Source organism: Anaerolinea thermolimosa, from assembly GCF_001050195.2.
In the GTDB taxonomy this organism is placed as follows: domain Bacteria; phylum Chloroflexota; class Anaerolineae; order Anaerolineales; family Anaerolineaceae; genus Anaerolinea; species Anaerolinea thermolimosa.
In genome coordinates, this window is the sequence record NZ_DF967965.1 from 728,559 (window position 1) to 742,087 (window position 13,529).

Below are 13,529 nucleotides of genomic sequence, written 5' to 3' on the forward strand. Positions count from 1 at the left end.
GATCGCTTACTGCCGCCGACCGTCAAAACCTTCTTTGGGCTTGGACAATTGCCTGCCCTTGCCCGCCTAACCCGAACTCACGTTATTATAGATAGCGGCCGAACGCTATCTCACGTTCTGGAACTTCTTTCCATCCGGCACCCGCGTAGCCTTAAAGTGTGTGCATTGCTGGATAAATCGGAACGGCGGGAAGTGGCCGTACCGGTGGATTACATAGGCTTTCAAATTCCGAATAAGTTTGTGTTCGGGTATGGCCTGGATATTGATGACTATTATCGCAATTTACCCTTCATTGGCGTGGTTGATCTGAAGCGCTACCACGGCTCGAACTCTGATTGAAGCCAGAATGGAGATTGATCGAATCCTCACAGTAGTGACCGAATCTGCCCCTGCTGGTATGGATGTTTTTCTGGTTGGGGGGGGCATTCGTGACCGGCTGATGGGGAGAGACGTTCACGACCTGGATTTTATTCTGCGGGGCAATACTTATTCACTGGCCAGACGGGTAGCAGACCGCCTGGAGGGCGGTTTGTTTGTCCTTGACCGTGAGCGTGGTACCACCCGGGTGGTGCTGAGAGATGAAGATGGACGGCGCCTTACCCTGGATTTTGCGGAGATCCGTTTTGCCACGCTGGAGGAAGACCTCGCTTCTCGTGATTTTACGGTGAATGCGATGGCTGTGGCGCTGCGTGAGCCTGAACGGATCATTGATCCCTGCGCAGGGGCGACGGATTTGCGAGAAAAACGCCTGCGGGCTTGCCGTTCCACCAGCGTACTTGATGACCCGGTGCGTGCCCTGCGCGCGGTGCGACTGGCAGTGTCGCTCGGGTTTCATATTGAACGCGAGACCCTCGGCCAGGTTCGAGAAGCGACGAGAAGGCTCTCGCGCATTTCAGCAGAACGGATTCGTGATGAGTGGGTGAGGATTGTGGAGGGACGGCAAACCAGTCTGGTGGTGCGTTTGATGGAGCACACCGGACTTCTTGGAGTCTTATTCCCTGAGCTTCAGGCACTCCGCGGGGTTCAACAACCACCTCCGCATATCTGGGATGTCTGGGAACACACCCTGGCGTGTGTGGATCGGTTAGAGTCGCTGCTTGAGGTGCTGGCGGGAGACTTTCGGGAGGACTCAGCCCAGGGACTGACGCTTGCCTCCGCTGTTTTATGGCTTGGGAGGTATCGGCAGAACCTGAAAGAGCATTTGAATGACCCCTTACCCAACGATCGCCGTGTGACAGGGTTGTTGAAAATGGCGGCTTTGTTCCACGACACCGGTAAACCCCTTACGGCAGCGATGGATGGAGATGGGCGTTTACGTTTTCTTGGACACGAATTACAGAGCACGGCTATAGGTGAAAAACGTGCTCGTGCGCTGGTGTTCTCCAACCAGGAAGTGGAGCGGTTGAGCGTCATTCTGCGAGAACACATGCGGGTGCACTGGCTGGCCAACACCGGAGAATCACCCACCCGTCGGGCGATTTATCGATTTTTCCGTGATACCGGGCCGGCAGGGGTGGATGTCTGTCTGCTTTCGCTGGCCGATTTGTGGGCGGTCTATGGACACACCCTGCCCCAGGAGCGCTGGTTGGCCGAATTGCGTACCTGCCGTGCATTGATGGAGGCTCGCTGGGAGAAGAACGATGAAGTGGTATCGCCACCCCGCCTGGTGACGGGTAGAGATCTGATTGAGGTGTTCAGGCTTGCACCGGGCAGGGTGGTCGGAAACCTGCTTGAAACCATTCGAGAGGCTCAGGCGGCCGGCCAGGTTACCACCCGGGAAGAAGCTCTGGAGCTGGCTCAATCTGTACTGTTGCAACAGAAAGGCGGTGAAAATGACTCAACCCAAGGCGGTTCCACTGTTTGCTGAGGAATTCGGAACAGGCACACCCCTGGTGCTGGTGCATGGTTTTCCGCTTGACCGCACGATCTGGGGTGAGGTTGCCAAACTGCTGGCCGCAGATGCGCGGGTAGTTCTACCCGACCTGCGCGGTTTTGGCCGTTCCCCGGTGACCGAGGGTGTCTATTCGATGGAGTGCCTGGCGGAAGATCTGGCCGCCTTGCTCGACCGATTGCACATCGATAAGGCGATCCTTGCCGGGCATTCGATGGGGGGATATGTATCCCTGGCCTTCGCCAGGGCATTCCCCGAAAGGTTGGCCGGGCTGGCACTGGTGACCAGCCACGCAGCAGCGGATGCCCCAGACCGTAAAGAAGGCCGTAACCGGCTGGCTGAAGAGGTTGAAAATCGTGGTGTTGAGGCGGTGGTAGAGGCCACCCTCATGCGTTACAGTCCCTATCCTGAAGTTCTGGAGAGAACGCGAGCTTTAATGCTTCAGGCTAACCCGCAGGCCGTAAGCGCTGCTCTGCGCGGAATGGCCATGAGGCCAGATTTGACCGGCTTATTACCTTCGATCCATGTTCCCGCACTGGTGATTGGTGGAGAGGCGGACGAACTGATTACCCTCCAGCGTGCACAGGAAACCGCCCGATTGCTTCCACAGGGAGAACTGGTGGTGATCCCCGGTGGTGGGCACATGGTGATGTGGGAGCGACCGGAGCTGGTGGCTGACGCCTTGCGCAGGCTGGTCAGGCGGGTTAATCAGGGCGATCAATCGGGTTGAGAAGGGAGCGATAGCGATGTACATGGTGCTGTTTGTGCTGGATGATCCGGCACTGCTGGATGAAGTGCTGGATGCCTGGTATGGAATTGGGGTGGGTGGGACGACGATCCTGGAATCGACCGGGATTTTCAGGCATCGTACCAAGCGGCTGAACATTCCAACACGATATAACCTGCCGCGTGTTTCTTCAAATATTGAAGGCAACTACACCCTGCTTTCGATTGTCCCTGACGAAGAGACCGTCTATCGCTGCCGCGATGCTGCCGAAAAAGTAGTTGGCGACCTGGATCGCCCCAATACCGGAGTTTTTGCAGCCTGGCCGCTATTCACCGTGAAGGGTGTGCCTGTGGAGAGACCCGCCCCATGATCTGGTTTGAATTTGTTCTCAGTGCAACCCTGCTGGTGATTGCCGCCACCAAGCTGGCAGAATTTGGTGATGTGATTGCTCTGCGCACTGGCCTGGGCCGGTTATTCATCGGCACAATTTTGATGGCCGGAGCCACCTCGTTGCCCGAATTTCTTACGACTCTGAATTCATTCCAACAGGGGGCGGTCAACCTGGCGGCGGGTAATTTGTTCGGCAGTAATATGTTCAATATGTTTATGCTGGCCCTGCTGGATATCTCTTTCCGTAATCAGCGTATTCTGCGGGTCATTTATAACCGCCATGCGCTGAGCGGGGCATCAGCGGCGTTGTTAATTGGTCTGACGTTGACCATGATGCTGGCCAATCTTGATCTGTCGATTGGCTGGGTCGGGCTGGATAGCCTGCTGATCATTCTGGCGTATGTGGGATTGGTGTATATGTTGCGCAAAAGCTCCGGGGTCAGTGCTCTGCTGGAAGAAGAACAGGTTGACGAAACGACCCCGCCTTTATGGGTGGGCCTGACAGGTTTTGGACTGGCGGCGTTTTTACTGGTCATTGTGTCTCCGTGGCTGGTGGAGAGTAGCCTGGCGATTGCAGAGATCACCGGTTTAAGCAATGGGTTCATTGGCACTACTCTGGTGGGCATCGTTACTTCGTTGCCCGAAATGATGACCACCATTGCGGCCGCTCGTATTGGAGCGTTTGACCTTGCGGTGGGCAACCTGTTCGGGAGCAATATGTTTAACGTCTTTGCTATCGGGGTGGCCGATGTGTTCTTGCTGAACGGTCGTTTTTTGGGAATGATCGACCCAGTTTTCTTACTGGCGGGGTTGATTGGCCTGGTAATGACTTTGCTGGGGATGATTGGTAATATTGCCCGCCTTGAACGGCGCATCTGGCTGCTCGAAATAGACGGGTGGTTGTTATTCCTGTCTTACTTTGCGGGGCTGTATCTGGTGTACATTAAGGGTTGAGTTACCGGGTCTCGGGTTGGGATGGCCGGTGAGTTGTGCGGGTCAAAGGGACCTCTGGTGGGATTATGGAAAAATTTCTCCCAGCAAGGGTTGGTAGAAACAATGACAACCCTGGGGATGAGAGCATCCTTCTATCGGCAGGCGAGGCACACGGTCTTTGGGGTAAGTGCCTGCCATCGCCTGACAGGTGGGGCAGGCATCTTCTGCAACAGCAAGATGAATCATGATAACCCGCGGGTTGTTTTGAAATTCACGCAGTGCCACGGCTGTGGTTGAGCTTTCGCGCAGATCGGCCTGACAGGTGGGGCAGGTGAGGTCAGTATCGGCGGCGAGACTGTGACAACGAGAGCAGGTCTGCATGGAATGGTCTCCTCAGGTTCCTGAGATTGGATGGAGATTATTTTACTACGAATTGGATGAATGGATGACGGCTCCTGCAGCGGAGCCGTCATCGTTCAAAGGAGGGAGGATGAGATAGGCTAAGGAAGAGAGCTCAGATCGTGGGTTTGGTCAGGGGGTCGGTTTTTTTTATAGGGTTTGACCTCCTTACCAGTTTTCGAAGCCTGGCGATGAGCGTGCCGCTGGATACCGGTTTGGTCAGGTAATCATCCGCTCCGTGGTCGAGGGCCTGAGCCACCATACCGGGAGTGTCAAAGTCGGAGAGGATGAGCAACGGCACATTACTGAGCTCACGAATTTGCTGGCAAACCTGCAGGCCGTTTTCAGGAGGGAGAAGCAGATCGAGAATGACGACATCGGGTTTTTCTTTGAGGAGAATGCGGATCCCTTCTTCAGCTGAATTGGCGGTCAACACCTGTGAACTGGCAGGCGTGAGGAGGATGGTCAGCAGATCGGTCATCCCGGTATCATCATCAATGACGAGTACGCGCATAGAAATTCACAGTTCCCCAGAATAAGATAATCCTATTATCAACCAAACCGCGGGGTTTACACCTTTCAAACCGCTTACAGCTCCAGGAAAGGTTGCCGGGGTTCCCGTTGTGGATTGCTTTAAAAAACTATGTAACCGACAGGGATTGTGGTAGAATTTTTAGGATTTTTTAGCGCAACTTCCCCAGTTTCTGGGGTGGAAAATTTCATGGAGGTCTCCAAATGGCAGAAAAAAAATGGGTTTATGTATTTAATGAGCTGGATCAGGCGACGAAATACGTCGGCGGCGCATGGGATGATGTGCGCGGTTTGTTAGGGGGAAAGGGTGCTAACCTTTTTGAAATGTACCGCATTGGTTTGCCGGTGCCTCCGTTCTTCACGGTGACTACCGAAGCCTGCAACGCCTATCTGGCAGCCGGTGAGAAATTCCCCGAAGGCATGTGGGAACAGGAGCTGGAAGCCCTGAAAAAGATCGAGGAAGCCAGCGGTAAGAAGTTTGGTGATCCCTCGAATCCTTTGCTTGTTTCCTGCCGTTCCGGGGCAAAATTCTCGATGCCCGGGATGATGGACACGGTGTTGAACATCGGTTTGAACGATCAGACCGTGGAAGGGATGATCAAACTCACCGAGAATCCCCGCTTTGTGTACGACTCTTATCGCCGGTTGATTATGATGTTTGGCTCTGTGGTGCTCGGTTTGCCTGACGAGGCCTTTGAAGAGCCGATGGATGAGTTCAAGGCCCACAAAGGAGCCCAGGCTGACACCGATCTGACCGCTGAAGATTTGAAAGAACTGTCGGAGATCTTTAAGAAGGTCGTTCGGGAACAGAAAGGCTTCGATTTTCCGCAAGACCCGATCGAACAGTTGCGCCTGGCGACCGAGGCAGTGTTCAAGTCGTGGAACGGTAAACGCGCCCGCGATTACCGCCGCGCAGAGAACATCCCCGATAACCTGGGCACCGCGGTGAACATTGTGACCATGGTCTTCGGGAACATGGGCTGGGACTCGGGTACGGGTGTTGCCTTCACCCGCAATCCTTCTACCGGCGAGCGCAAGGTCTATGGCGATTACCTGCTGAATGCCCAGGGTGAAGACGTGGTGGCGGGTATCCGCAATACCGAGCCGATCGAGAAGATGGTGGAGAAACTGCCAGAAGCCTATCATCAGTTCATGCAGATCTGCGAACTTCTCGAAAAGCATTACAAAGACATGCAGGATATGGAGTTCACCATTGAGCGCGGGAAGCTCTGGATGCTCCAGACGCGCAACGGCAAGCGCACTGCCCGCGCGGCGGTCAAAATCGCTGTAGATATGGTGAATGAAGGCCTGATCGACCGCAAGGAAGCCATCAAGCGCGTCACGCCGAAACAGGTGGATGCCCTGCTCCACCCGCAGTTTGATGAGGAAGGCAAGAAGAAAGCCAAGAAAGAAGGGCGCTTCTTTGCTTCAGGTGTTAATGCCTCGCCGGGTGCGGCTGTAGGCCGGGTGTATTTCGATGCCGATACCGCCGAGCGCATGGCGAAGGAAGAAGGCCAGGATGTGATCATGGTTCGTCCCTTCACCAAGCCCGATGACGTGCACGGGATGCTGGCCGCCAAAGGTATTCTGACCAGCGAAGGTGGCGCTACCTCTCATGCGGCGGTGGTGGCGCGTCAGTTTGGTGTGCCCTGTGTGGTAGGTGCCTCTGCGGTGCGCATCAATCTTGAAAAACGTGAAATGAGCGCCAATGGCATCGTGGTAAAAGAAGGGGAATGGATTTCGGTGGACGGTGGCTCAGGAGAGGTTTACCTGGGCAAACTGGAGCTGACCGTGCCGAAGCTGGAAGAGCAGAAAGATCTGCTGACACTGCTGCAGTGGGCGGATGAAATTGCCCGCCTGCAGGTGTGGGCCAACGCCGATTATCCGAAGGATGCTCAGCGGGCTCGTTCTTATGGCGCCAAGGGGATTGGTCTGTGCCGCACCGAGCACATGTTCTTCGAGCCGGAGCGCCTGCCGATCGTTCAGCGCATGATTCTTGCTGAAACTACCGAGGAGCGCAAGAAGGCTCTGGATGAGTTGCTGCCCTCTCAGCGGTCAGATTTCGCCGGTCTGTTCGAAGCCATGGACGGTTACCCGGTAATTATCCGCCTGATCGACCCGCCGCTGCATGAGTTCATGCCCGATGAGGAAAAACTCCTCGAAGAGGTGATCACCATGCGGGTGAAGGGTGAGACCGAAGGCCTGGTCGAAAAAGAAAAATTACTGGCCAGCATTCGCGCGATGCACGAAAGCAACCCCATGATGGGTTTGCGCGGGGTGCGCCTGAGCATTTACATGCCTGAGATTGTTGAAATGCAGGTGCGCGCGATCTTCGAGGCGGCTGCGGATTGCACCAAACGCGGGATTGTGGTCAAACCTGAGGTGATGATCCCGCTGACAGGAACGGTCAACGAGTTGAAGTGGATTCAACCGCGCCTGGTGCGCATTGCCAAGACCGTGATGGAAGAAAAAGGCGTCAACTTCTCGTACAAGTTCGGTACGATGATCGAGATTCCGCGCGCGGCCCTGACCGCAGGCGAGATCGCCGAGCTGGCCGAGTTCTTCTCCTTCGGCACCAACGACCTGACGCAAATGACCTTCGGGTACAGCCGCGATGATGCCGAGCGGAACTTCCTGGTGCTGTATGTGGAACAGGGTATTTTACCGAAGAACCCCTTCCAGACCCTGGACCGCGAAGGTGTGGGCAAGCTGATGCGTATGGCCGTGGAAGATGGCCGCAAGACCCGTCCCGACCTGGAGGTGGGTATCTGCGGCGAGCATGGTGGTGACCCCGAGTCGATCGAGTTCTGCCATATCATCGGCCAGAATTACGTGAGCTGCTCACCGTTCCGTGTGCCGGTAGCCCGCCTCGCTGCAGCCCAGGCTGCCCTGAAATACAGCTAGTTGGCTGTTGAAAGTTAATCAAGACATGCAATCCTGGTTTTTCAGGGTTGCATGTCTTTTTTTGGAAGTATGGGATGGACAATCCTCACGGGGTATTGCACGAATTTTTGACGATTTCTCCTGTTTTGATATAATTTCATCAGAAAACACAATTTACCAAGTTTTTGGGCAGTGCCTGAAAAGGTACTGTCTCGAAGCGGGCTCTCATCGGGAGGATTTTCATGGAAAAAAGTGAGCATTTCAGGTTGTACCACGAAATGGTGGTGATTCGCCGCCTGGAAGAGAAAGCCGCCGAACTGTATCAGCAAGGCAAGATCGGCGGTTTCTTACACCTTTACATCGGCCAGGAAGCCGTTTCAACCGGGTTGATTTCGGCGCGCCGCCCTGAGGATCGGGTGATCACAGCGTATCGTGACCATGGGGTGGCGATCAACTGCGGCCTTTCGGCACGCGAAGTGATGGCAGAATTGCTGGGCAAAGCTACAGGTTGCTCAAAAGGGAAGGGCGGTTCGATGCACATGGCCGATGTGCATAAAAACTTCTGGGGAGGGCATGCTATTGTGGGGGCTCATTTGCCCATCGCGGCCGGCCTGGCCCTGGGTGATGCCTATGTGGGCAATCAGGCTGTGACGATGTGCATGTTTGGGGACGGAGCAACGAATATCGGTTATTTTCACGAAGCGCTTAATCTTTCCAAAGTATGGAATTTGCCCGTCCTCTGGGTGTGTGAAAACAACCTGTATGGGATGGGAACAGCAGTAGAACGGGCCTCTGCGGTTTCGGAGATTTCACAAAAAGCCCTGGGTTATGGCATGCCCAGCCGTAGAGTGAATGGCATGGATCTGATGGAAGTGCGCCAGGTCGCATCAGAAATGATCGAGCAGATCCGTCAGGGCGCCGGGCCGATGATGCTGGAGGCTATTACCTACCGCTTTCGAGGGCATTCCATGGGTGATCCGGAGCGTTATCGTAAGCCCGAGGAAGTACACCGTTATCAGGAGAATGACCCCATTGGCATTTACCGGCGTTATCTGATCGATCAAAAGATCGGCACCGAGGATGAGCTGAACGCACTGGATGATGACGCAATGGCAGTGGTTCAGGATGCGGTGGAGTTTGCCGAGGCCAGCCCGGAACCGGCACCGGAAGAACTTTACACGAACGTTTACGTCGAGGCGTGAGAGGGTACCATGGCTAGAATAACGATGCGCGAAGCAATTTCTCAGGCGTTATGGGAAGAGATGGAACGAGACCCCAAGGTATTCATCCTTGGGGAAGAAGTGGGAGTGTGGGGCGGAACTTATGCTGTCACCAAGGGATTCTATGATCATTTTGGGCCTGACAGGGTGCGTGATACTCCCATTGCTGAAGCTGCGATTGTGGGTTCGGCCATTGGTGCGGCACTTACAGGGTTGCGCCCCGTGGCAGAGATCATGACCATTAATTTTGCCTTTTCGGCGATGGATCATATCGTCAATCAGGCGGCAAAAATCCACTACATGTTTGGCGGGCAAATGACCGTCCCTCTGGTGATCCGTGCGGTGAGCGGCGGCGGGCGCCAGCTTGGAGCTACCCATTCTCAAACACCGGACGCCATATTTGCACATTTTCCGGGTTTAAAAGTAGTCGCCCCGGGTACCCCGGCTGACGCCAAAGGGTTGTTGAAGGCTGCCATCCGAAGTGATGACCCGGTACTTTTCATCGAACACGCCACGCTCTACCAGGTGCGCGGTGAGGTGCCGGAGGGCGATTATATTGTTCCCCTGGGAAAGTCTACCGTTCAGCGTGAGGGGCGTGATCTCACGCTGGTTACCTACAGCAAGATGCTGGAGGTTTCTACCAAAGCGGCTGATCAGCTTGCCAGAGAAGGGATCGAGGTGGAAATTGTCGACCTTCGGTCGCTTCGCCCGCTGGACATGGGACCCGTTCTGGCTTCTTTCAAGAAGACCAATCGCGCGGTGATTGTGGAAGAGGGGTGGAAATCCTACGGGGTGGGTTCTGAAGTAGCCGCCCGGCTTTATGAAGAAGCTTTCGACTATGTCGATGCTCCCATTAAACGGGTGGCTCAAAAGGAAGTCCCGTTACCGTATAACCGCACGCTGGAGCAATCGGCGATCCCCGGGGTGGAGGATGTAATCACAGCGGTTAAGGAGGTTCTCCATGGCTGAAATTGTCACCATGCCCAAACTGGGATTTGACATGCAGGAAGGCACGCTGGTGCGCTGGGTGAGGGTTGAAGGAGAAGCCGTTGAAAAAGGCCAGGTGCTTGCAGAGATCGAAACCGATAAAGCCACGGTTGAAGTTGAATCGGTAGCGAGCGGCATTGTGTACAAGCACCTGGTAGAGCAGGGTTCTGTGGTGCCGGTTGGAACGCCCATCGCGGTGATCGCCGCGCCGGGTGAGCAGGTAACCGATCTTCCGGGTGGGATGGAAGCGCCCGCAGCTGAGAAGTCTGCTGTGGCCGAGGTGCCCGTTGAAGCTGAAGCTCCGGCGGCTCTCGAGGTTTCAGGGGAGACAGGAAGGATCAAGGCTTCACCGCTGGCCCGCCGCCTTGCTCTGGAAAAGGGGGTGGACCTGGCAGGCATTCGGGGAAGCGGGCCGGGAGGGCGCATCGTGCGGAAAGATATTGAGGCCGCGCTGGCGGCGGCGGCTCAACCTGTTCCTGCCGCAGTGATTCCCCCCGAAATGCCCCCAGCGCCGGCTGTACAACCGCCAGTGATGCCTCTGTGGAGCGAGACAGCGGCGGCCCCTCAGGACGAACGGCTTCCCATCGGGAAGTTACGTGCCGCCATTGGTCGGCGAATGGTGGAATCGAAGCAACAACTGCCTCATTTTTACGTCACTGCCAGTTATAACGTTGAAGCGCTGATGGCCTTGCGAAGCCAGCTGAATGCTTTCTTGCCTGAAGGGCAAAAATTGACGGTGAACGACTTCATCATTAAAGCGACAGCGCTTACTTTGCGAGAATTCCGAAACCTCAACGCCTCGATTGTTGAAAAAGAAATTATCCGCCACGGGCATATTAATATCGGTGTAGCCGTTGCCGTGGAGGGAGGATTGTTGACCATTGTTTGCCGGGATGCTGATCTGAAGCCCTTACGGCTGATCTCAAGCGAGGTTCGCGATCTTGCGTTGCGGGCCCGGTCGGGGAAAGTGCGTCCTGAAGATATTGAAGGGTCTACTTTCTCGATCAGTAATCTGGGTATGTTCGATGTGGAAAACTTCGGGGCGATCATCAATCCACCCGAGGCGGCTATACTGGCGGTGGGTACTGCCCAGAAAGTACCTGTGGTGGAGGGGGATGAAGTACGCGTTGGTATGAGGATGAAAGCCACCCTCTCGGCAGATCACCGGGTGACCGATGGGGCTGAAGCGGCTCAATTTATGCAGGCTCTCCGGAAGTATTTGGAAGAGCCGTTACGCTTGCTGCTGTGAAAGGTATGGCGTTCTTGTACCGGCCTGGAACAACCCAGGCCGGTTTTTTTAATTTTATGGCTTGCGCTCATAAACGAGGCGATAAATATTGAAATTTTCAAAAATGTTCATAATATAACGGCGGGTTTCATCGGCCCGGATGACTTCCAGAAGGAGGTCTGGATCGCCCTTTGAGAGTTCTACCCATTGAAGGGTGTTGCCCGGTCCACCGTTGTAAGCCGCAAGGGCCGCCACGAGGTCTCCGTTAAAATAATCGCGCTGGCGGGCCAGGTAGCGCGCTCCAAACCGGATAGAAACGACGGGGCGAGAAAGGTCACGGTCGGTGTATCCCGGTGGCCAGTTCAATTGAGTGGCAAGTTCCTGGCCGGTGGCAGGCATGATTTGAAGAAGGCCGCGGGCGCTTGCAGAGGAGCGCGCAAAGGGTTCAAAGAGGCTCTCCTGGCGAATGACGCTGAGGAGGAAAAGAGGATTCAACTGTTCAGCGTCGGCGGCGGAGAGGATGAGATCTTTGAAGTAGATGCCAAAGCGGATGTGGTTGAAATAGGACGGGGCGCTGAGGGTACCAGCGTCGTCTAACCCGGCCAGGTCAAGAATCTGGCGGCTGGAAAGGATGGCCTGGCGGTAAAAATTTTTCTCCAGAAGATGATTCATCAGACGGAAGGTCTGCACCGGGTCGTTAAGCACCTGTTGCCGCACGGTCTCATATTCATCGCGTGCCAGGGCATACTCGCCCAGGCGGTACAGTTCTTCGGCACGGAGAAAGGCCGGGGAACTCATGAAGGAAGTCAGATCGGCCAGGTTGGTCTCGGGTGGCAGGTTGAAAGTGGTTTTCAACCAGGCTTCAGCGGTGGGGCGTTCTGCATTCAGATCATACCCCACGTCAAAGGGGTTAAGGATGGAGAATGGTGGGCGCCCGATGAGCAATTCGGCGGCACGTTCGCTATAATAACCGGTTGGGTCGGCTTGTACGGCCTGGCGCCAGGCTTCCTGCGCCAGGTCAGGATGCCCTTCTGCCTGATGGGTCTTTCCGATCCAGAGATAGGCCGCAGCCTGGTCGCCAGGGGAAGAGGAGAGCACCAGTGCGCGCTGGAAGATGGTGCGGGCACCGGAATAATTCTGCAGGCGGTAGAAAGTGATTCCCGTCAGAAACAGGGCGCGATACGCATTGCTGGAGGAAGGGTAAGCATCGATGACACGTTCCCAGGTTTCTGCGGCTCTGGTGAGATAACCGCCCCGCTCGAAGATACGGGCGGCTTCATAAAGCCGGTCAGGGGCATCGGAAGCATCGGGGGCCAGGCGGACGTACTCAAGGAGAGTTTCAGCGGCCTGCTGGTATTGATCGAGGTATGCCCAGAGGGTAAACGCCTTTTCGCTATAGGCACGTGACCAGACAGCATCTCCCTGGTAATTCTGGATCACCACATTGAAGTCCTCCAGCGCATTGCCGTATTCACGCATCGCTCTGCGGCAGAGAGCGCGGTAGAACCAGGCCTCAGCCGGTGCCGAACCGCTTTCGATGACGCGGGTCAGGGCATCGGCACCCAGTCCATATTGCCCGGCGAAGTAATCTACTTTACCCCGGTCGAGGTCATTGACGGGTATCCCTGCATTGACCAGTTCAACCAGGCCGGAGTAGCTCTCACTGGCAGCGGGGAAACGGAGAATGGCCTCGGTAAAGCGGGCGTACGCCTGTTCGGTCTCTCCGAGTTCAAGATAAAGCTGACCGAGCAGGTAATTAGCGTTGGCGCGTGCACTGTCATCGCTGGAGGTCTGATAAACGTCAAGATAGGTAGTGACTGCGGAGGTGTAATCCTGCGCCATGGCATACGCTCGGGCCAGCTTAATGCGAATCCAGGATGGATCACCGGGAGGAGATGCTTCGAGAGCTGCCCGGTAGGCTTCTATGGCTGCAGGGGCGTTTCCGGCTGCCAGCAGAGCATCGCCGCGCCATTGTTGAATATAACCGTCGAGCAGGCCAGGACGAAGCTCCATGTACTTCGCATAGGCTTCAGCGGCTGCGGCGTAATTCTGTTGAATCATCTGGGCTTCAGCCAGGTAGTACCAGGCTTCTGAAGGATCAGAATTCGGTGCATTTTCCTCAATGGCAGTTGTGAACCAGGTAATAGCCGAAGGATAGTTGCGCAGGTTGAATAGAGCGCGGCCAATGCCGGTGGCAGCAGCAACGCGGGTTTCAGCATCCTTTGCTTCGGCATAGGTTTCCTGGTATTGGGCGAGGGCTTGCTCAAAATCGCCCAGGAAAAGGGCGTCTTCAGCCAGATGAAGGCGGGCGGCAGGCAGGGGTGTTGGAGTGGGGGTGGG

General features: G+C 55.6%; 12 protein-coding genes. 9 read left to right on the forward strand and 3 right to left on the reverse strand.

What is annotated here, in order from left to right; genetic code table 11:
• The 5 genes from ATHL_RS03390 to ATHL_RS03410 form a co-directional block, all read left to right on the forward strand.
• The coding region (locus tag ATHL_RS03390; protein ID WP_272897330.1) for a phosphoribosyltransferase at positions 1 to 339 on the forward strand (339 nt) is incomplete at its 5' end.
• Between the two features lie 7 nt (positions 340 to 346).
• Positions 347 to 1,867 (forward strand): tRNA nucleotidyltransferase/poly(A) polymerase-related protein, encoded by a 1,521-nt coding sequence (locus tag ATHL_RS03395; protein WP_062189797.1) that lies wholly within the window; start codon positions 347 to 349, stop codon positions 1,865 to 1,867.
• Positions 1,833 to 2,621 (forward strand): alpha/beta fold hydrolase, encoded by a 789-nt coding sequence (locus ATHL_RS03400; protein ID WP_062189799.1) that lies wholly within the window; start codon positions 1,833 to 1,835, stop codon positions 2,619 to 2,621. Before ATHL_RS03395 ends, ATHL_RS03400 begins: the two co-directional genes overlap by 35 nt.
• Before the next feature lie 16 nt (positions 2,622 to 2,637).
• Positions 2,638 to 2,988 (forward strand): hypothetical protein, encoded by a 351-nt coding sequence (locus ATHL_RS03405; RefSeq protein WP_062189801.1) that lies wholly within the window; start codon positions 2,638 to 2,640, stop codon positions 2,986 to 2,988.
• On the forward strand, positions 2,985 to 3,962 hold the full coding sequence (locus ATHL_RS03410; RefSeq protein WP_062189803.1) for a sodium:calcium antiporter: 978 nt from the start codon (positions 2,985 to 2,987) through the stop codon (positions 3,960 to 3,962). Before ATHL_RS03405 ends, ATHL_RS03410 begins: the two co-directional genes overlap by 4 nt.
• A gap of 63 nt (positions 3,963 to 4,025) precedes the next feature.
• Here ATHL_RS03410 and ATHL_RS03415 read toward each other — a convergent pair whose 3' ends face one another.
• A complete protein-coding gene (locus tag ATHL_RS03415) occupies positions 4,026 to 4,322 on the reverse strand; it encodes a hypothetical protein (protein WP_062189805.1) in 297 nt (98 codons plus the stop codon).
• A 133-nt stretch (positions 4,323 to 4,455) separates the two neighbouring features.
• Positions 4,456 to 4,854 carry a response regulator transcription factor gene (locus ATHL_RS03420; RefSeq protein WP_062189807.1) on the reverse strand — a complete coding sequence of 133 codons (399 nt, stop codon included), beginning with the start codon at positions 4,852 to 4,854 and terminating at the stop codon, positions 4,456 to 4,458.
• A gap of 221 nt (positions 4,855 to 5,075) precedes the next feature.
• Here ATHL_RS03420 and ppdK point away from each other — a divergent pair, with 221 nt between their 5' ends.
• The 4 genes from ppdK to ATHL_RS03445 all read left to right on the forward strand — a co-directional run bounded on the left by ppdK (position 5,076) and on the right by ATHL_RS03445 (position 11,210).
• Positions 5,076 to 7,775: a pyruvate, phosphate dikinase gene (ppdK, locus tag ATHL_RS03425; RefSeq protein WP_084001144.1), complete on the forward strand. Its 2,700-nt coding sequence runs from the start codon at positions 5,076 to 5,078 to the stop codon at positions 7,773 to 7,775.
• Between the two features lie 221 nt (positions 7,776 to 7,996).
• A complete protein-coding gene (pdhA, locus tag ATHL_RS03435) occupies positions 7,997 to 8,956 on the forward strand; it encodes a pyruvate dehydrogenase (acetyl-transferring) E1 component subunit alpha (RefSeq protein WP_062189809.1) in 960 nt (319 codons plus the stop codon).
• Positions 8,957 to 8,965: 9 nt separating this feature from the next.
• The gene (locus tag ATHL_RS03440; protein ID WP_062189811.1) at positions 8,966 to 9,943 is read left to right on the forward strand and encodes an alpha-ketoacid dehydrogenase subunit beta; all 978 of its coding nucleotides are present in this window, start codon (positions 8,966 to 8,968) and stop codon (positions 9,941 to 9,943) included.
• The gene (locus tag ATHL_RS03445; RefSeq protein ID WP_062189813.1) at positions 9,936 to 11,210 is read left to right on the forward strand and encodes a dihydrolipoamide acetyltransferase family protein; all 1,275 of its coding nucleotides are present in this window, start codon (positions 9,936 to 9,938) and stop codon (positions 11,208 to 11,210) included. The genes ATHL_RS03440 and ATHL_RS03445 overlap by 8 nt, the downstream gene beginning before the upstream one ends.
• Positions 11,211 to 11,264: 54 nt before the next feature.
• Here the strand turns inward: ATHL_RS03445 and ATHL_RS03450 are convergent.
• The coding region (locus ATHL_RS03450) for a lytic transglycosylase domain-containing protein (protein ID WP_062189821.1) at positions 11,265 to 13,529 on the reverse strand (2,265 nt) is incomplete at its 5' end.

Coding starts and splice junctions, on each gene's coding strand:
- ATHL_RS03395 (WP_062189797.1), top strand. CDS start 347: ATGGAGATTGATCGAATCCTCACAGTAGTGACCGAATCTGCCCCTGCT.
- ATHL_RS03420 (WP_062189807.1), bottom strand. CDS start 4,854: ATGCGCGTACTCGTCATTGATGATGATACCGGGATGACCGATCTGCTG.
- ppdK (WP_084001144.1), top strand. CDS start 5,076: ATGGCAGAAAAAAAATGGGTTTATGTATTTAATGAGCTGGATCAGGCG.
- ATHL_RS03405 (WP_062189801.1), top strand. CDS start 2,638: ATGTACATGGTGCTGTTTGTGCTGGATGATCCGGCACTGCTGGATGAA.
- ATHL_RS03445 (WP_062189813.1), top strand. CDS start 9,936: ATGGCTGAAATTGTCACCATGCCCAAACTGGGATTTGACATGCAGGAA.
- pdhA (WP_062189809.1), top strand. CDS start 7,997: ATGGAAAAAAGTGAGCATTTCAGGTTGTACCACGAAATGGTGGTGATT.
- ATHL_RS03400 (WP_062189799.1), top strand. CDS start 1,833: ATGACTCAACCCAAGGCGGTTCCACTGTTTGCTGAGGAATTCGGAACA.
- ATHL_RS03440 (WP_062189811.1), top strand. CDS start 8,966: ATGGCTAGAATAACGATGCGCGAAGCAATTTCTCAGGCGTTATGGGAA.
- ATHL_RS03410 (WP_062189803.1), top strand. CDS start 2,985: ATGATCTGGTTTGAATTTGTTCTCAGTGCAACCCTGCTGGTGATTGCC.
- ATHL_RS03415 (WP_062189805.1), bottom strand. CDS start 4,322: ATGCAGACCTGCTCTCGTTGTCACAGTCTCGCCGCCGATACTGACCTC.